Source organism: Psychrobacter nivimaris (assembly GCF_043419765.1).
Lineage (GTDB): Bacteria > Pseudomonadota > Gammaproteobacteria > Pseudomonadales > Moraxellaceae > Psychrobacter.
Map to the genome: position 1 here is coordinate 181,362 of NZ_JBHOFX010000002.1, position 19,239 is coordinate 200,600.

Below are 19,239 nucleotides of genomic sequence, written 5' to 3' on the forward strand. Positions count from 1 at the left end.
TATCAGGTTTACTTATGAATATCAGCATTCGCCAATTGACCGCATTTATCAAAGTCGCTGACAACGGCAGCTTTACTCGTGCCAGCGAACAGATGTATTTGACTCAATCTGCTGTTAGTGGATTGATTAAAGAATTAGAGACTGGCCTCGGTATCGTGCTGTTTGATCGCACCACTCGCCAGTTGTCTCTGTCAGCAGTAGGACGGCATCTACTACCACAAGCGCGGCGCATCTTGAATGAGATGCAGCTGTTTGAAAATGAAGCAAGTAGCTTGACCAGCTTGGCCCAAGGTCAGGTGCGCTTGGCGGTATCACAGTTTGCAGCGTCTTCCCTACCTGCCGTCATCGCTCAATTTGCCAAAGAATATCCAAATATTGGTGTCTCACTATTGGACTGTTCAGCAGAAAACTTGCTTAAGCATATCCAAGATATCGAAGTCGATTTAGGCGTTGGTACTGAGCTTGGCTTTATAGAAACTGAAGATGATATCGGGGCTGACTTGTTGTATCAGCTACCATTTTGTGTGGTTATGCCAGACAATCATGCACTGGCACAAAGAGACGAAATTACTTGGCAAGATTTATTAGAGACGCCGCTGATTACCTTACAAGGTCCGTTCCTAGATCAAGTAACCGCAGAGCTCGACGACTCTATCTCCGCTCACGTTCAACAAGCTCGATACAAGGTGAACTTTATGTCCACCGCGCTTGAGATGACACGCCAAGGCTTTGGTATCACGCTGTGTCTGCCCTATATGCCTGAAGTTATTGATTGGGTCAGCGCCAATGGTCTGCTGATGCGACCGCTTACACAACCAGTCAAAATGCGGCAGTTTTTTATCTATCAGCGAGCCTCACGGGCGCTGTCTCCGGCGACCAGTGCTTTTAAGCAGTTTTTGCAAACGTATTTTGCGACCCATTATAACGACCTACATCACTCTGATTCATCGTCTAGCGAATGACGTATAGCATGTCAAATGCGCTTGATAGATGAATAAACAATCTATTTGGCTATTTATTTTATTAATTGCCGCATATAACCCACTCTCGTGTTGAGTTCAGCCGCGATTTGCTCTATGATTTTCGGCTGCTCGATTTATATTTTTATAAGGAAATGGCATGTTTGAACGTATCGATTATTACGCTGGTGATCCAATCTTAGGTCTTATGGAAAAATACTCAGCAGATAGCAATCCTAACAAGGTCAATTTAGGTATTGGTATTTATTATGATGAGAATGGCGTATTGCCTGTACTCGACTGTGTAAAAACAGCCGAAGAGCGTATTGCTGATCCTATCGCACCGCGTCCATACCTGCCAATGGCAGGCCTACCAGGCCACCGCAAAGGCTGTCAGGAATTACTATTTGGTAAAGACGCCCAGATTTTAAAAGACGGCTTGGTCGCTACTATCGCCACCATCGGTGGTTCTGGCGCGCTAAAAGTCGGTGCTGAATTTATTCATGACTGGTTTCCACAAGCTAAGTGCTATGTGAGCGATCCGACATGGGGCAACCATATCGCTATCTTTGAAGGCTCTGATGTAGAAGTCGGTAAATACCCGTACTACGACAAAGCCAACAGCAGCATCAAATTTGATGAAATGATTGCGTTTTTTGAAACATTAAACAAAAATGACGTCATTTTGCTACACCCATGCTGCCATAACCCAACCGGTATGGATTTGACCCAAGCACAATGGGATACTGTACTCAACGTCGTGAAGGCGCGTGAGCTGATTCCATTCATGGACATCGCTTATCAAGGGTTTGGCGAAGACATGGACAGCGACGCTTACGCTATTCGTAAAGCAGTTGAGATGGGCTTGCCATTGTTTGTTAGCAACTCATTCTCTAAAAACTTATCGCTATACGGCGAGCGCGTCGGCGGCCTATCAGTCGTCTGCCCAACCGTAGACGAAACCGAGCGCGTATTCGGTCAGCTAAACGCAACCGTACGCCGTATCTACTCAAGCCCGCCGTCACATGGTGGACGTGTGGTCGATATCGTCATGAATGATGAAGCACTACATGAGCAGTGGGTTGGCGAAGTTTATGCGATGCGTGACCGTATCAAAGCCATGCGCCTAAAGCTAAAGTCAGTGTTAGAGGCTAAAATCCCTAACCGTAACTTTGATTACATCACTCGTCAAAACGGCATGTTTAGCTTTACTGGTCTCACGCCTGAACAGGTCGAGCGCCTACAAAGCGAGTTTGGTATCTATATGGTTTCTAACTCACGTATGTGTGTGGCTGGCCTAAATACCAGCAACATCGACTATGTAGCCAATGCCATGGCAGACGTCTTAAAAGATTAATTAGTCCAAGTTACTTAACATATTACTCAATATGTAACTTTATAAAAAATAAACATAGATAAGAAAGGCTGAGCGATTGCTCGGCCTTTTTTTATGCCTAGCATTTAATCAAAGTTATTTCGTCAGAACTATTTTATTAAAATCATCTAGTCAGAACCCTTTAGTCAAAACAACGACAACCACTTTTCAAAGCAGCCTTTTCACAAAAGACATTGCACAAAAAACTTGCAATCCATATATCAATAAATTACATTATACGTAAGTAATTAATTATAACGTAATTCATAATTTATATTAGCAAGGAGCAAATCATGTCAACGACTGACAGCACCCTCACCTCTTTTATCGATATCGCTGCTGACTCTGACTTTTCTATTCATAATCTCCCTTATGGTATCTTTAGCGAAACTAAAGACGCTGCTAGTGATAACAAGCGCCGTGCAGGCGTTGCCATTGGTGATCATGTACTGGATCTATCTGTACTCGAAGCCGAAGGATTATTAAGTTTAGACGGTGGTCCGTATTTTGACCAATCCACGCTAAATGCTTTTATTGACTCTGGTCGAGACAATTGGACGCAGGCACGCACGACGATTCAGACACTGCTGTCTAGCGACAATGACACTCTACGTGACAATGCAGACTTGCAGAAAAAGGCGCTGTTCAAGCAAGCAGACGTCACCACGCATTTGCCAGTGCAAGTACCAGGCTTTACCGATTTTTACTCTTCGAAAGAGCATGCGACCAACGTCGGCACCATGTTCCGCGATCCAAACAACGCCCTCCTGCCTAACTGGTCTGAAATGCCTGTCGGCTATAACGGACGCGCCAGCACCGTTATCGTCAGTGGAACTGATATCGTACGTCCATCCGGTCAGCTAAAGCCTAGCCCTGATGAGCGCCCTATATTCTCAGCCTGTAAGCGTTTAGATTTTGAGCTAGAGACCGCCTTTGTCGTTGGCAAAGGCAATCATATCGGTCAGCCAATCACCGTAGATAATGCCGCTGATCATATTTTTGGCATGGTGCTACTCAATGACTGGTCAGCACGAGATATCCAAAAATGGGAATACGTACCTTTAGGTCCATTTAATGCCAAAACCTTTGCCTCCGAGGTTTCTCCTTGGATTGTCACCATGGATGCATTGGCACCGTTTAAGACGGCTTGCCCAACACAAGAACCCAAGCCGCTTGCATATCTAAACGAAAAATCGAGCGACAACAGCTTTGATATCAATCTATCAGTTGAGTTACTGCCTGAAAATGCGGAAACAGCGACCATCATTTGCGAGACCAATTTTAAATACATGTACTGGTCAATGGCACAGCAGCTTACCCACCACACCATCACTGGTTGCAAAGTTGAAGTCGGTGACATGATGGGTTCAGGTACGATTTCTGGGCCAACACCTGACTCTTATGGCTCAATGCTAGAGATTGCTTGGAACGCTACCAAACCAGTCACGCTAAAAGGTGGCGAAACACGCAGCTTTATCGAAGATGGTGACACGGTCATTATGAAAGGCTATAGCGAAAAAGATGGTATACGTGTTGGCTTTGGTGAAGTACGCGGCAAGGTATTACCAGCGCTTAGCTTTGATTTTGACAAGTAGCATTTGGAAAATAGTGACTAATAAATAGTATTTAAAAATAACATAAATAGAGAAATAGCAAAATAGGCGTGAAAATTCTCATGCAGGCAGATAGGAAGACAAACGCATTCACCTACTCATCGTTATGTGAATAAAGCCAAATGAGTGACACGCCTTATCAAAAGGACATTGATATGAGCTTTCAAATTGAGAAAATCCATCATGTGGCTTACCGCTGCAAAGATGCCAAAGAAACCGTCGAATGGTATAAAAAAAATCTAAACATGGATTTTATTTTGGCATTCGCAGAAGACCATGTGCCTTCGACCAAAGCCTTTGACCCCTATATGCACGTCTTTTTGGACGCTGGTAATGGCAATGTCTTAGCATTTTTCGAAGTACCCAACCAACCTGAGATGGGCTTTGATCCTAATACCCCAAGCTGGGTGCAGCACTTAGCGCTAAAGGTTAAGGACCGTGACGAGCTAATCGTTGCCAAAGAACATTTAGAAAATGCAGGCATCAATGTTATTGGCGTGACCAATCACGGTATATTCCACTCGATTTATTTCTTTGATCCCAATGGTCATCGTCTAGAGCTGACCTATGACGATCCAACTTCAGAAGACAAAGTCTCGATGATTACAGACGCCATCAAGCAAGACATGCTAGACGAGTGGTCTCGTACCAAGCGTGCTCCCGCACATACACAGTTTTTGCATAGTGATGAGTTGGCTGAAGCACGCGAAGTTGCTCCTGTCGGCGAGTAACTCTCCTGTCATCCTGTTTGCTACTTTTTTACATGATCAGTTAATCATCGCTTTAATTATAAAGTAGCTAATTGACGACATACCCTAGGTGTCAATAGGTAGTAAACAATACCGAACCCTATCTAACCATCATGAAAGGATTCTATGATGAAAATAAGAACCCCGCTAGGAATACTCTTAGCCGCCTCGCTTGCGATGACTGGCTGCTCCAATAACGACCAAGCAGCAGGCGCGTCTACAGATGTAGGTGAAGTGACAACGTTGCGGTTCTCGCACTTCATGACTGCCACTGACAACATAAACACCGAAGCATTGGAACCATGGGCGAAAAAAATTGAAGCCGATTCAAAAGGCCGCTTAAAGGTTGAGATATACCCTTCTGCGACGCTCAGCAAACCAGGTGCTACCTATGATGCTACGGCGAAAGGCAGTGTAGATATTGGTATGCAAGCGCAAGGATATACAGCAGGACGATTCCCTTTGACTCAAATCGTAGAGTTGCCAGGCATTACAAATACTGCACAGCAGCAGAGCTGTATACTTCATAAACTATATGACGAGGGTGTCATTAAAGACGAGTACGAAGACACTCACTTGCTAGCGCTGATAGGCACTGGACAAGGTGCACTTCATACGGTTGATAAACCGATTCGTACACCAGCTGATATGAAAGGTCTACGTATTCGCCAACCTTCTGCGGTTGCGAGCCATATTATCGAAGCCACTGGTGCTGCACCTGTCGGCATGCCTGCCAGTGATACTTATACCTCTCTGCAGCGCGGTGTCATTGATGGACTCAGTTTTACTTGGCAACCCATTCAAGCGTTTCGCCTTGATGAGCTGATCAATACGCACACCAACATCCCTTTTTATAATTCTACCTTTGTGATTAGCATGAACAAAGAGAAATATAACAGCTTGCCTGATGACCTCAAAAAAGTGATTGATGATAATTCTGGCCCAGAGCTGGCAGCGCATATCTCTAAAGTATTTGACGTCAGCAATGCCAAAGCAATGGCCGCTGCCAAAGAAAAAGGCGATATTATGATTGATATCCCTGATCCACTTAATGATCCAGATTGGAGAGGTCCATTAATGGAAGGCTCTCAGCATTACCTTGATGAAGTAAATGCAACTGGCCTAGATGCTGACAACGTATACGAAAAAGCAAAAGCGGCCAGTAGCGCCTGTATGGTTTAGAGGATGAATTGAAGGCACGCCCTAGCTTATAGCACCACATACTGGCTAGGCAATTTGATAACGCTGTGCTATCGCCAGTATTTGCTTAACCACATTATGTTGCTCACTCATAGGCAATTGCTCTGTTGTTCCAATGATAGTGATAGCATATTCTAGCGGTAGCGCTTCGTTAACAATTTTATCACTACTCGTGGGTGGGTTAACAGCGCTACTGGCAAGCTGTGGCAATATTACAGGAATCGTAATGGCGTTAATACCCACGAGCATATCGCCCGTCACTGTCGCATAGCCTTGAGTACGAATCTTGGCCTGTAGCTGGGTAAAGTGCTGCCACTTCTCGGCCATATCTGCGGCGGTATTACTCGTATGCCATTCAGCTGTGACCAATGGCTGAATGACGGCATCAGGTTGATAACTGGCAAATAACTGCCCTGTGGCCGATGTCGTCAGAGGCATACGTGAGCCAATGCGAGTAATGATACTAATCGGACTGTCTGGCTCAACGGACTGAATAATAATAGGGCCTTCGCTAAACCATTTGGCAATTTGCACACCGCAATTTAAGGTGTCTTTGATTTCATTAGCCACTTGCGTGAGACGTGCCAAAAGATTGTTTTGGTTGAGTCCAGTATGTCCTAGTGATGCCAACGCATTGACTCTATCACCAAGCCCATAGCGACCATCATCGAGCTTACGCGCGTAGTTTTTGCGGATGAGACTGACCAAGTAACGATGGGATTTTGCTGGATGCATTTGCATGGCTTCAGCGATATCTTTTAGCATCATAGGCTCATGGCGGTCGATCAGCACATCGAGTATCGACAGCCCAACCTCAAGCGACTGAACCCCATTTTGGTTTTTACTGGTGATAGAACTGTCTACAAGGGTGTTGTCTGCTGGCATGATTTGCTCGATTCTGGTGTGCTTGGTTATTTTTTAATTTTGGTTGTTAGTGGTCTGTTCAATAAGGGTTTATCCGATCAAATATCACTGAGATACAGCCCCTACTTCATAATATTTATTTTTTTGGAAACACATCTACATAAGGACATGAATAATGATGGCACTTTATGGCTACTTTCGTAGTAGCACTTCTTACCGCACTCGTATCGCGATGAACCTAAAAGGCTTGGATTACGATGATATCACGATCAATCTGGCTCAGGATGAACAGTTAGAGTCTGCCTTTAAAGCCATTAATCCGCAAGGATTAGTACCTGTCCTACAAGCTGACGATTTATTATTATATCAAAGTCCAGCTATCTTGGAGTGGTTAGAAGAGGTCTACCCTGAGCACGCACTATTACCTAAAGATGCTGCTGGGCGTATGCAGGTACGCGCGCTGAGTGCCATGATTGGTTGCGACATCCATCCAATTAATAATCGCCGCATTTTGCAGTACCTGCGTAATGAGCTGTCAGTAAACGAGGAAGATGTGATTGCATGGTGCAATCGCTGGATCAGTGAAGGTTTTGCCGCTTTAGAGACACGTTTGGCGGCGGATAACAATCGCGGACAGTTCTGCTATGGGGACAGTCCTACTCTCGCAGATTGTTATTTGATTCCGCAAGTCTCTTCTGCTCGCCGCTTCAAAGTAGATTTGAGCGCTTATCCCAATATCGTCGCCATTGATACTCATTGCCGTACACTAGAAGCATTTGCAGATGCCGACCCTATGATGCAGCCTGATGCGCCGAAACGTAATGCCTAATTTAAGACAGTTTTTATAGGATACCTATCTTTATAGAATATTTATCTTCTCGGCCAAATATTAAGTGACTTAGAATTAACACTTAATATTTGGTCGAGCTTTATTCTTCGCTATTCTTTACCCCTACCTATTTTTACAGCTTAATTCCTAGCTTAATTGCTGAATTTAGCCTCATTGATTATTATTTATTCAATTTTTACAATATAATTTTTAATATATTCATATTAACGGTTGTATGGTGGGCAGCTGTTGGTTATTCTTTATATAAGCATTTGTCATCGCTCAAATTTGTACTTTATCAGCTGTAGAAAAAAGTACTGTCTTATTCATCACAATAAGGTTGAACAATATGAATGATATATCCTCAGCAGAGATAACCACCCTACCATCGGATGCAGCAAACAAGATTTATGCATCAGCAATCATGTTCAGAGATGAAACAGAAAGCGCTAGAAAAATTGCGCCCGTAGTGGTCAATAAGCTTTCAGAATTTGCATTATTTAGAATGGGGTTGCCTAAATCGTTAGGAGGATGGGCAGGCAACCCAGTAGAAACGCTAAAAACTTACGAGACGTTGGCCAGTGCTGAGGCCTCCGTTGCTTGGATCGTTTGGAACAACCATTTGGCCTGTACATTCGGGCGATTTTTGGATGAATCCAGCATGAAAGAAGTATACAGCGACCCCTCTCATATTTATGCCAATTCCGCACGTCCTGAAGGCGTGGCCCAAACAGTAGATAATGGCTATATGGTATCAGGACAATGGACACTCGTCTCTGGATGCCAATTGGCTGATTGGTTTGTGCTCCGTTGTCTCGTTATCTCCGAAGGCTCTCCTACGACCCTTGGCCCAGGTGCAAATTTAAAGCTATCTTTTATTCCTAAAAAAGATGTAAAAATCATTGATACATGGGACGTGGGCGGCCTAAATGGCACAGGTAGCCACGATATAGTTGTCAAAGACGCTTTTGTCAAAGAGGCTTATGCAGTTGACTTTGATAGTCCTGTGGCTGTCGATACTGCCTACAGTCGTCTGCCTATCGGTTGTATCAATGCTGCTGGCTGTGCGGCGATGGCGCTAGGCGTATTAAAAGCCGCCATGGATGACTTGGTTGATATGTGCCTTGAGAGAGTAACACCGGGTAAGAGTCCAGATCTACGCGACCGTGCAACGGTACAGGCTACTATTGCTAAGAGCAAAACAATACTGGCATCAAAACGCACCCAACTGCATCATAGTGTCGAGGTACTATGGAAAGAGGCACAGCAGCAGAACACCTTTACTGATATACAGCTTGCAGATGTATGGGCAGCGTCTTGTGAAGGCGCAAGAGAAGCTCGTGACATGGTATCTGAAATTTACGCAGTCGCAGGCACAGCCTCCCTATATAAAAAGCATAAGATAGAACGAGCACATAGAGATATTCATGCGATTTTGCAGCATGGTATCATTCAACCTCACTGGATGAATCAAGCAGGTATGGCCTATGTTGGACTGAAACCGAATGGTGCAATGTTCAGAATATAGAATCACCTTAATTACAAGAAATAAGCGCTTGTAAGACACAACCTACAAGCGCTTATATTTACTTATCGGTAGCTTTATTACCTTAATTGTTTATCTTTAAGCCGTAAAAAAGCAAGACATCCAATGTCTTGCTTTTTTATAGTCTACCGATAACTACAATTGAGAGGTTTTGTTAGTCAAAATGGAAGCCTGCACCAACTGCACCGCCTACGTTGCCTTGAGTATCTGCTGTACCATTTACCTTAATGACCCAGCGACCGTCATTAGATAACTTAGAGAAACCAATTGCTACAGCACTCTCTCCGTTATAGGTACCGACACCGCCACCAATCAATGACTTACCTGCGATATAAGCCTGAGGCATTGCCGACATAGCCATTGCAGCTGAGATACCTGCATTTGCATCGTCTTCTACTTCGTCAATTTTGTAGCCAAGATCGCTCATATTGTTATTGAGTCGACTATCAAGCGCGCTAAGCTGACTATAATTGACGGCGTCTGTTGCTTCGACCCCATCGGCGACACCAGTCATGCGTTGGTTACCAGCATATAGACCTTGAGACGTCATACTTGGCCCATCTTGCATACTGATACCCTCACTATTGATAACCGTTGTCCCAACTGTGACACTATCAACGCTGATATTACCGTTTAGATCAAACTTAATACTACTGCCATCTGCTGTGGTGGTGATGTTATTGCCACCAGTGAAGCTTAGGACACTCTCATCGCCAATTGGTTTGTTGATATTGGCACCACTGTCTGCGCCAAAATTGAGTCCAGCATCTAGCTTGTCCGTATTGGTTTCGATATTTGTAGTATTGGTCGTGATATTGCTGGTATTCGTAGCAATATTTGTCGTATTGGTTGCGATATTGGTTGTATTAGTGGTAATGCTCTCTGTGTTAATTTGCACATTTTCACTAATTTCAATCGTGCCTTGTCTGATAGAAGCAATCGCTCCATCGATATTGCTTTCACCCGTTCCACCAATGTCACTGTTGGTAAAAGTACCATCTTCAGCATTGTAAACAGTGTCACCACCGATAATACTGCTGATACCAGTGCCTTGGGCATAAAGCTGACCACCATTTATAGCGTCCTGACTTGTCGCCGAAACTTCCCCGTTTTGAACGTTGGTAATTTTGGTATTAGCGGCATCAATACCACTTCTCGTGATGCTTGGGCCACCTGCAATGGTCAGTCCATCGTCATTCATGACTGTACCACCAGTGGTTACGCTATTCAAAGTAATGTCTGGGTTCAAATCAAAGCTAATGTCATTAGCATTGGTAGGTATGGCTGCAGCTTGTAGTGATGGACTACTATCGAAAGCAGCCACATCACCCACTGATTTCCTAGATACCTTGATATTACCGTCTTTACTACTGAGGTCGACAGCATCTCCTTGTTTTACCATCGTAGCAATATCACCTTGAGCGGTGATGCCCCAACCTTGATCCAAGGCAATGGCGACATCTTTTAACTGCCCAACATTGACAGCATCTGTATTTAGTACACCTTCCCCAACGTTGCGAATGGTGTTGCCTCCATTGTCTAGACCACGGCTACTCAATGAGACCTGCGAAACCATTCTATTCACGCCATTTCCAACGAAGGTAAAGCCTGCATCACTCATGATGCTATTGCCTATCTGTATACTGCCATCATCTCCGAGGTCTAACTGATTATTCAGTTTCACTTGGACGCCAGTCGCAGAAGCGACAGTAGTCAGATTGTTATCTCCTGTGACATTGATCGTATCGCCTAGCGAAAATTGCTGATCATTGGCACTATTGCCGTCACCAATTTTGATGCCTTTAGCGATTTCATCATTAGTCATAGTGAGCTGTGCAAAGTTTACGGCATCGGTTGGGGCAATTCCCTTATCAACTTTGATAATTCTATTATTACCATTATCAAGACCTTCGTTGCTTAACGTAATGGTCTGATTAGGACCATCAGTGATGGTGACGCCTGCATTGTTGAGCACCATGCTTTCCATTCTCACGCTACCGTTTTTACCAAGCATGACATCTTCAGCCAATCTAACGTTTAGATTGCCCTCTTCATCAGCGATCACACCAATATTGTTCTCAGTTAACTCTGTCGCGCCTCCCTGGAGTGTCAACGTTTGACCCAACTTGCGATTGACGACAACGGTTGTATCATCTCCTGTGAAGTTCAGTCCTAGGTCCACTGTATTTTTGGTTGCATTTAATTGTCTAACATTGACAGCATCTGTATCTCCCTGACCATCATCTACATTGATGATTCTATTTCCGCCATTATCAAGACCTTCACCACTCACACGAACTGTACTATTAGCAAAGCTAGCGCTAGTAAAAGTGACATCTTCCTTTGTAGCAACTTTAATGCCACCATCCTCGGCACTAAGAACAATATTATCTCCCGTTAGGAAGTTAGCCGTATTATCCGTTTGATTAAGCGTTTTAACATCAACGCTGTCTATTTGGGCAACAATGGTCTGCATAGCACTGTCTGCTTTAACTAGACTGGCTTTGCTATCGGCACTTAAATCAACAGCGTAATCGGTCGTGTTAGTTGTATCATCTTTTTCACCTGCGGTAACTGTGACAGCTGCAGATCCTGCTGAAGCAGTAACGCCATCTGCATTAACAGTATAGACATCTTGACCGTTACCACCTGTAGACTTCACAACACCCGCAATATTAGTACCTGCGGCGACCTCTGTTTTAGCAGCAGCAGAGGCACTGCTGAGCTGACTGACATTGACAGCATCTTTAGCCTGAGTGCCATCATCAACATTTACGACCTTTCTGTTGGCAGCATTGATACCACCAGATTTTGTTACGCTTGGACCACCAATAATATTGAGACCATTACTAGATAGAAGAGTTTTAGAAAATGGCGTTGATACAGCAACGCCTAAACTACTAACATTTGTATTAACAAACCTATTCCCCGTTCTAACACCTAAACCATCAACGGTAGTACTAAAGTATGAGTTACCTGTTTTAAGACCAGAACGATCAAGTGTCGTTGTATCACCAAAATCGAATGGAGAGCTTGAGCCCATTCTTACACTACCGTTATTACCTAGGTCTAAATTGTTGTTGAGTTCGAACGAGACATCATTACTAGTAGTGTCTTTAGAAACAGTGATATTGCTATTTTTGCTATTAAAGTCAACTGAGTCGCCAGGTCCTACAGTACTTGCAGTGGTAGCATCACCTTGTGCACTGATATCCCAGCCTCTATTAGCAATGTCTGTAACAGCTTTTAGCTGAGATACGTTCACTGCATCCGTATCTGCTGAACCACCTGCAACGTTAACGATACGACGTTCGCTTGCAACAGCGCCTACTGAGACAGTGCCGTTATTGGCATCAGCCGCAACATTGGTTAAGAAAGATGCACCGCTTTGTACAGCTGCAATAGAGTTTTGACCTAAAGCGACACTGTTTAGTGCATTTGCTCTAGAACCCTTACCTAGTGCAACACTACCTAACGCTTCAGCTCGTGCATCAAGACCAAGTGCAACGGTGTCTTGGGCAGTTGCTTTTGCTTCGTAGCCTATCGCAACCGCACGACTTGCGGTTCCGTTTGTGGCTCTTTGACCTATCGCCACTGAATTAACACCCGCTTTGGCCTCCTGACCACCAGCAAAGCCGTTGAATGAAGATCGCGCACCTTCACCGATGACGGTTGCATTTGCGTTTGCAAATGCGTTCTCTCCAACAGCGGTTGCATTATTACCTTTTGCGTTGGCATTCGAGCCAACGGCAAGAGCGTCAGTACCTGTTACTGACGTAGTGTATGGCTGTGCACTGCTAGAACGAATAGGAAAATCAATGCCAGCAACGATAGTATCTAACGCTTTTAATTGAGATACGTTTACTGCGTCACTGTCTTGAGTACCTGCTGCGACATTTACAATTTGGCGAGTACCATTAGTAGAGCTACCAACAGAAACTGCACCAAGACCTGTACTATTAGTTGCCGTAATAGCTGCTTTGTCTATGACACTAGCACTTGATGGAGCAAAGCCAACCGCACCACCTGCAACGTTAGCCACAGATTGCGATCCTAGTGCCACACCATCTTGAGCATTAGACTGAGCGCCAGCACCTAGAGAGACAGAACCATCCTTGCTTGCTGATGCGCCAATACCGAATGCGGAAGCAGCAATACCTGCTGTACTAGATTGCACGCCAATAGCGGTAGACAAGTCTCCTGTAGATAGCGCCTTTGAGCCAATAGCTATGGAGGCTGCACCTGCAGCTTCAGTATTCCTATCATACTGTGTTGGTTCAACAAGATCTCGACCAGTGTAAGATCTAAACACCGTATTAACACTACCACTGTTTTGGCCAACATTAGCTGTGCCATCGGTGTTTGCTTCGGATGCAGCATTCAAATCGTCACCACCGATAGCAATAGAAGAGCTACCTTTTGAGACAACATTTGCACCAATAGCGATGGATTGTTCTCCTGATGCAGTCGTGTGCTGACCACTCTCGCCACTACCAATGGCTATCGTTTGGCTACCAGATGCACTGGCATTGCCACCCATAGCCATCGCATTGTAGCCTGTTGCACCATCATTGTTTTCGTTACTTAATACCCCTGTGACGCTGCTATTTACACTGTAGTATTTGGTTTTGTTAGCCGCAACCGTACTGGCTAAGCTATGAAGTTGCGAGCCATTAACTGCATCTTTGCTCCCTGCCATAACAGCACCATTGGCTACATTAGTGATTTTATTATTGCCAACATTAATGCCAGTTGATGAAATCACAACGCCATTATTAAAAGTAACACTATCAAGACCGGTTAGGTTTTTCGCCAGTTTGACGATTAAGGTGTTACTCATATCATCTGCAACAACACCGATGTTGTTGTTCGATAATGCTGTGGTTGCACCACCTTTGACGTTGAGTTTCTCACCATGATTACGTGTAATAACACCACCTGTATCGCCAGCGAATCTTAGACCAGGCAAATGATTATTTCCGTTGTTTCCGTTGTTTCCGTTGTTTCCGTTGTTTCCGTTGTTTCCGTTGTTTCCGTTGTTTCCGTTGTTCCCGTTGTTCCCGTTGTTCCCGTTGTTCCCGTTGTGACCATAACCATTGCCGTTTCCATGGGTATCGTGTCCAACTCCGTTGCCATTCCCATGGTTACTATGACCATTACCCATGGTCTGATGGTTGGTATAATAAGTGTTATTAGAGTAGTTAAGATCTGCATTTGCCTGCATGCCAAAGCTAGCAGCTAGTAGCCCAAGCGCTATAGTGCTCAGACGTAACGTACGGATAACGGATAGGTTAGACGTTGTGTTGATGGTAGCGTTAGAGTTAACACTCGATTTGGAAGATTTGCCACGTCCCTTCGCGTATTCACCAACGGCGGTAAAACAATTTAAGGCTTCATTCCAGATGACTTTATAGATGCGGTTCATGATGCGTACTCCCTTACAGACTTGTCAGATTTAAAAAATCAGAGATAAGATCCATGTCAGAGAGACGATGTGACAAAATAAAACGGGTTATAAGCTTATAATAACGAGACCTTGTTCAAATAATAGTTGTAATAGTCTTTAAGGAATAAGACGTTCTGTTTTGTATAATCTTTATCACTCTCTGTATATATTAGTATTACCGAATATATACAGAGTAACAATACCGTTCATCCGCATTTTAATACCGTTCGTCTATTATATTCATATAAACGAATATAATTACTTTTAATTTTTGTCTATTTATAATAAATTACGTCGGTTTTAAAAAGAGTCAGCTTTTATCTACTACTAAATATGCGCTTATATACATTACAAATACATGATAAGCGCATGTTAGTTACATAAATTGTTTCTACATTATTTATCTTTTTATCTGCTAGGTAGCACTATTTGAACCACCAACCCTTGAATGCCATCTTGCCGGTTATGAGCATTGATATATCCTTTATGCGCCATAACTACAGCATGAACAATGGCCAATCCAAGACCATAGCCGCCAGTATCACGGTGTCGAGCAGTATCGAGCCGCACAAAAGGATGGAAAATACGTTCTAAGTCTTTGTCTGCCACACCGCCGCCTTCGTCTGTTATATTAATTTGAACAGCTGGTGCCTTATTGTCCATTTGTATTGCCTTTATTTCAGCAATCACTGTCGAACCCGCTGCCGTGTGCATAAAAGCATTGCGAATGACATTTTCAAGTGCGCTATACAGCTGTTCAGCATTGCCTTGTACTGTCCAAAATCCTTCCAAATCATCCAACGCTGAGGCTTCAGGCGGTTGCCATTGCCAATGTACGTCTTTATGTTGAAACTCAAAGCAGACATCCTCTCCGATATTACTAATAATGTCAGATATATCGACTGCCTCACTCTCTAAGTTATCAACGGTATATTGCTGCATTTGCAGGGATTGAATATGAATGATTTGCTCAATTAGCTCATTCATTCGTGTAGATTCTTTATCGATACGGTCTAGATAACGATTGGCATTGGGCGCAAAGTCTCGAGTCAGCTCAGTCGCGACATCCAGACGAGCAAGCGGCGAACGCAGCTCATGTGAGATATCACTGAGCATTTGCTTACGTGCAAGCTCACTATCGACGAGCCTCGTTGATAGATGGGCAACGTCTTTGGCAAGTAGCCCCAACTCATCATCGCCCATCTTGGACAGTTCTGGATTGGCTTGATAATTACCATCGATCATACGGTGTACGGTATTTTGTACACGGCCAATCCGCTGGGTTAACGTGCGACTGAGCCATATGCAGACCAATACACTAAAGATAACAATTAATAGCAAACGTATTGGAAAATTGCCGTGCTGTATCTCTACCACGTCTGAAAAACGTAGGTGCGGACGCAACTGTATGATGATTGACTGGCCATCAGGTAGTTCAACAGACATATCGGCCAGTTCAGGACGAGTATCAATATCAGCTACTGCGGCACTACTTGCCGTTCTTGGTTTTAAGAATTTTTGCCAAAAAGACGGCTCATCTTTTGGTATCTCATTGTCGTGCTCACGCAGTCTATTGTCAGCATTGCGGCCTTCTACACCATAAACATTATTTTCTACTCTAGGTGGTCTAGGCAGTATTTGCTGCACCGGTTGTATCGCACGATCTATTAGCTGTCGACCACTTTGCAGCTGTCCTTGCGCGCGCTCATCTTTGTCACGGTAACGCGGGAATATGATAGCGCCCTGCGCATCATAGACTCTGATTTGATTCATCAACTGGCGGTCTTGACGATACATCTGCCTGACAGACTCTATATCACCAGCCCGTAGTGACGCGACCATCTCTTCACGCTTTATCAATAGACTATCGATTTGCACGTCCATACGAGAGGTCAGCTCTTTTTCAGCTAGCCAGCGTTCTACCACGATGGACAGTACAGAGGTGATTAAAATCGTCAGTAATAGGCTCAGAAACAGACGCCAGAACAGAGTAATACGCACCTTAAACTTAGGTGCTTTTTTGAGGGTCTGCTCAGAAGCTTTCATCGATATGTCCGTCATTACAGCACCAGTTGATAACCTCTACCACGCACCGCTTTTATTGGCTCATCGTGGAAAGGTTGAAGTTTTTTACGTAAGCGAGATACATGTACATCAAGGCTACGGTCAAATGGCTGCAATTCACGCTGCAAGACATTTTCTGACAGCCATGCTTTACTTACCACTTCCCCTTTTTGCTTGAGTAGAGCCACGAGCAGATCAAACTCTGTACCAGTGACTTGTAGCGTCACCCCATCTATCTGACAGGCACGTTGGTTTTGATCGAGATGCAAACGACTCTCTGGCAACGGAGTATGCTCTGATGCGGTCGTATTGGTACGTTTAATCACTGCATTGATACGCGCTAGTAGCTCTCTAGGGTTACAAGGTTTGGTAATATAATCATCAGCACCAAGCTCTAGACCAATGATACGATCAATCTCTTCCCCTTTTGCCGTCAACATAATGACTGGAATATCAATAATATTTGGTAATTGGCGCAGGACACTCAAACCATCTAGTTTTGGCATCATAATATCGAGCACGAGTAAATCATAAACCGTATCTTCGTGTGCTACTGCTTTGAGTCGTTGTATGACTGCTGCACCATCATGCACGCAGTCACAGCGAATGCCGTGATTGTCCAAGTACTCTTGCAATAACTGAGTCAACTCTTCGTCGTCATCGCCTATCAGGATATTTGGCATGCTTCTCTCCTTTAATTTTTATTTATTTCTATTTACTCAATCTATAATAATCATGGCGCAATAAGTCCACGTACAAGTGTCATTTTGATATGGTTAGCAAAATTGTCGCCGTGACATTTTTATTGTCGGTAGACTGTAGTTAACCATATTATCAGGCAAGCACTTGCCAATTCACCAGAAACGTTACCTTTCTTAATACTTCATAAATGTTCGTAACCTTTAACTGTCGTAATATACTCTTATCAACAGCAAGTATTGCATTTCTAAGATGGCTGACGATAACGTTCAATAAATGCTACTTGCAAGATAAAAATTTAGTACTTATGAAATCAAACTCAATGTAATCAAGGATATTATGATGAAAAAATTACTATTAGGCTCAGTATTAGCAGCGTCTAGCATATTTACAGTGACCGCTTGCACCAGCGTTAACGCAACCACTGATACAACGCCAACTGCGCAAATGCAAAAGAACCACAAAGATGGCATGAAAAAAGGTGAGATGAGAGGCCCAATGTCAAAATTGGATCTAACAGCGACACAGCAAGCGCAAATCAAAGCCATCATGCAAAACAAACGTGGCGATCGCACTGCTGACCGTGCAGCACATCAAGCAGAACGCGCGCAAATGGATCAGCAAATACAAGCGTTGACCAATGCTAGCACTTTGAATACTGCTGCTCTGAACCGTCTGGCTGATCAAAGAGTGGCAAAAGAAAAGCAACGCTTTATCGAACGTGTACAAACACAACATGCTATCGCTCAAGTGTTGACTGCTGAGCAACGTGCAAAGATGGAACAAATGAAATCAGAGAGACAGGAAAAAGGTCGCAAGCATTCAAAAGACCGTAAAGGCCATGACAAACAGCATCAAGGTATGTAATAAGCCACTCCGGAAAAGTGTTATTTTACCCAGCTGTATACGTATAAAATGAAAAAGCGCGCCGTTAATAGGTGCGCTTTTTCTATATTCGCTTTCAAGCTAATCTTAAATTTTGATTAATTTTAAGAACTCTTCTTCTGCAAGAATTTTAATATCCAGCCCACTTTGTATCAACTCTTCTACCTTTCGATGCTTACTGCTTTTTTCATGACCTGCTAACAATGTTAGATCCTGAGAACCAACTACAAGATAATTTAACTTTTTTGAAGCCCCTGCTTTGACATTAAAACCATTTTTAGCTGCTATGTCAGAAATCTCTGCTCTACTAATACTAAGGTCTCCTGTAAAACAAATATTAAGACCTGCATATCTTCCTAACTCACTCCCTACCTTCGTGATATTACTTGGATAACTTCTACTATTAAGACGTCTTTGCTGGTGATAAATACGATTATAGTTGCTATCTGTCACCCAATCATGAATTGATAGACTATTTTCCCTAAGGATAGTTACCGTTATAAAGCCACATGCTTTAGCATCTTCAAGTGCATCGTGATGGTTAAATTGGTAATTCCACTCTTTACATACATTTGCCAGACTATAGCCTTTTACTGCGAAACGATGACATGTCCTACGTACTAATACAGTTGCATCTACCCACTGTAGCTCTGGTACTGGTAGTTTGTGAGCTTCTAAGCTTTTTATCAAAGCTCTTTGATCAAAATTAGTGTAGCTAACAACAACGTTATCGCCAATAAACTTTAGTATCTGCCCATATATATCGTACATAGACGGCGCATCTCTTACCATACTGCTAGTAATCCCATGTACTTCTACATTTTGAGCACTAAAAGAAGTTTGGGGTAATACTAAAGTGCAGTAGGTATCAATTAATTTACCGTTTAAGTATTTTGCTAGACCTATTTGACAGATAGACCCTACATCGCTATTAGCGGTTTCAACATCAATGGTAACAAAGTTCACTATATATTCCTTAATACAGTAGGCCTACTCTAAATTATCTTTAC

13 protein-coding genes are annotated in these 19,239 nt (G+C 43.5%); 8 read left to right on the forward strand and 5 right to left on the reverse strand.

The window, feature by feature from the left end; translation table 11 throughout:
- Nucleotides 1-14 precede the first annotated feature (14 nt).
- From ACHEVO_RS04190 to dctP, 5 genes are all read left to right on the forward strand, one after another.
- On the forward strand, nt 15-962 hold the full coding sequence (locus ACHEVO_RS04190) for a LysR family transcriptional regulator (RefSeq protein WP_394124046.1): 948 nt from the start codon (nt 15-17) through the stop codon (nt 960-962).
- 157 nt (nt 963-1,119) lie between these two features.
- Complete coding sequence (locus tag ACHEVO_RS04195; RefSeq protein WP_394124047.1) at nt 1,120-2,316, forward strand: amino acid aminotransferase; 1,197 nt, start codon at nt 1,120-1,122, stop codon at nt 2,314-2,316.
- Nucleotides 2,317-2,627: 311 nt separating this feature from the next.
- Nucleotides 2,628-3,929: a fumarylacetoacetase gene (fahA, locus tag ACHEVO_RS04200; protein ID WP_394124048.1), complete on the forward strand. Its 1,302-nt coding sequence runs from the start codon at nt 2,628-2,630 to the stop codon at nt 3,927-3,929.
- A 173-nt stretch (nt 3,930-4,102) separates the two neighbouring features.
- The gene (locus tag ACHEVO_RS04205; protein ID WP_394124049.1) at nt 4,103-4,678 is read left to right on the forward strand and encodes a VOC family protein; all 576 of its coding nucleotides are present in this window, start codon (nt 4,103-4,105) and stop codon (nt 4,676-4,678) included.
- 147 nt (nt 4,679-4,825) lie between these two features.
- On the forward strand, nt 4,826-5,878 hold the full coding sequence (gene dctP / locus ACHEVO_RS04210; RefSeq protein WP_394124385.1) for a TRAP transporter substrate-binding protein DctP: 1,053 nt from the start codon (nt 4,826-4,828) through the stop codon (nt 5,876-5,878).
- Between the two features lie 45 nt (nt 5,879-5,923).
- On the opposite strand, the gene ACHEVO_RS04215 is transcribed toward dctP, so the two are convergent.
- A complete protein-coding gene (locus ACHEVO_RS04215) occupies nt 5,924-6,781 on the reverse strand; it encodes an IclR family transcriptional regulator (RefSeq protein WP_394124050.1) in 858 nt (285 codons plus the stop codon).
- 157 nt (nt 6,782-6,938) lie between these two features.
- Between ACHEVO_RS04215 and maiA the strand changes: the two genes are divergently transcribed.
- A complete protein-coding gene (gene maiA, locus ACHEVO_RS04220; protein ID WP_394124386.1) occupies nt 6,939-7,589 on the forward strand; it encodes a maleylacetoacetate isomerase in 651 nt (216 codons plus the stop codon).
- 349 nt (nt 7,590-7,938) lie between these two features.
- On the forward strand, nt 7,939-9,117 hold the full coding sequence (locus ACHEVO_RS04225; protein WP_394124051.1) for a hypothetical protein: 1,179 nt from the start codon (nt 7,939-7,941) through the stop codon (nt 9,115-9,117).
- Nucleotides 9,118-9,289: 172 nt separating this feature from the next.
- Here ACHEVO_RS04225 and ACHEVO_RS04230 read toward each other — a convergent pair whose 3' ends face one another.
- The 3 genes from ACHEVO_RS04230 to ACHEVO_RS04240 all read right to left on the reverse strand — a co-directional run bounded on the left by ACHEVO_RS04230 (nt 9,290) and on the right by ACHEVO_RS04240 (nt 17,328).
- Nucleotides 9,290-14,560 (reverse strand): YadA-like family protein, encoded by a 5,271-nt coding sequence (locus ACHEVO_RS04230; protein WP_394124052.1) that lies wholly within the window; start codon nt 14,558-14,560, stop codon nt 9,290-9,292.
- 429 nt (nt 14,561-14,989) lie between these two features.
- Nucleotides 14,990-16,627 carry a sensor histidine kinase gene (locus ACHEVO_RS04235; protein ID WP_394124053.1) on the reverse strand — a complete coding sequence of 546 codons (1,638 nt, stop codon included), beginning with the start codon at nt 16,625-16,627 and terminating at the stop codon, nt 14,990-14,992.
- A 14-nt stretch (nt 16,628-16,641) separates the two neighbouring features.
- Entirely contained in the window at nt 16,642-17,328 is a 687-nt protein-coding gene (locus ACHEVO_RS04240; RefSeq protein ID WP_394124054.1) for a response regulator transcription factor, read from the reverse strand.
- Nucleotides 17,329-17,683: 355 nt separating this feature from the next.
- Between ACHEVO_RS04240 and ACHEVO_RS04245 the strand changes: the two genes are divergently transcribed.
- The gene (locus ACHEVO_RS04245; RefSeq protein WP_394124055.1) at nt 17,684-18,211 is read left to right on the forward strand and encodes a Spy/CpxP family protein refolding chaperone; all 528 of its coding nucleotides are present in this window, start codon (nt 17,684-17,686) and stop codon (nt 18,209-18,211) included.
- Between the two features lie 105 nt (nt 18,212-18,316).
- Here ACHEVO_RS04245 and ACHEVO_RS04250 read toward each other — a convergent pair whose 3' ends face one another.
- Nucleotides 18,317-19,195 (reverse strand): exonuclease domain-containing protein, encoded by an 879-nt coding sequence (locus tag ACHEVO_RS04250; protein WP_394124056.1) that lies wholly within the window; start codon nt 19,193-19,195, stop codon nt 18,317-18,319.
- Nucleotides 19,196-19,239 lie beyond the last annotated feature (44 nt).

What these genes read in the sequence shown, in the direction of transcription:
- ACHEVO_RS04190 (WP_394124046.1), top strand. Translation starts at nt 15, where the DNA reads ATGAATATCAGCATTCGCCAATTGACCGCATTTATCAAAGTCGCTGAC.
- ACHEVO_RS04195 (WP_394124047.1), top strand. Translation starts at nt 1,120, where the DNA reads ATGTTTGAACGTATCGATTATTACGCTGGTGATCCAATCTTAGGTCTT.
- fahA (WP_394124048.1), top strand. Translation starts at nt 2,628, where the DNA reads ATGTCAACGACTGACAGCACCCTCACCTCTTTTATCGATATCGCTGCT.
- ACHEVO_RS04205 (WP_394124049.1), top strand. Translation starts at nt 4,103, where the DNA reads ATGAGCTTTCAAATTGAGAAAATCCATCATGTGGCTTACCGCTGCAAA.
- dctP (WP_394124385.1), top strand. Translation starts at nt 4,826, where the DNA reads ATGAAAATAAGAACCCCGCTAGGAATACTCTTAGCCGCCTCGCTTGCG.
- ACHEVO_RS04215 (WP_394124050.1), bottom strand. Translation starts at nt 6,781, where the DNA reads ATGCCAGCAGACAACACCCTTGTAGACAGTTCTATCACCAGTAAAAAC.
- maiA (WP_394124386.1), top strand. Translation starts at nt 6,939, where the DNA reads ATGGCACTTTATGGCTACTTTCGTAGTAGCACTTCTTACCGCACTCGT.
- ACHEVO_RS04225 (WP_394124051.1), top strand. Translation starts at nt 7,939, where the DNA reads ATGAATGATATATCCTCAGCAGAGATAACCACCCTACCATCGGATGCA.
- ACHEVO_RS04230 (WP_394124052.1), bottom strand. Translation starts at nt 14,560, where the DNA reads ATGAACCGCATCTATAAAGTCATCTGGAATGAAGCCTTAAATTGTTTT.
- ACHEVO_RS04235 (WP_394124053.1), bottom strand. Translation starts at nt 16,627, where the DNA reads ATGAAAGCTTCTGAGCAGACCCTCAAAAAAGCACCTAAGTTTAAGGTG.
- ACHEVO_RS04240 (WP_394124054.1), bottom strand. Translation starts at nt 17,328, where the DNA reads ATGCCAAATATCCTGATAGGCGATGACGACGAAGAGTTGACTCAGTTA.
- ACHEVO_RS04245 (WP_394124055.1), top strand. Translation starts at nt 17,684, where the DNA reads ATGATGAAAAAATTACTATTAGGCTCAGTATTAGCAGCGTCTAGCATA.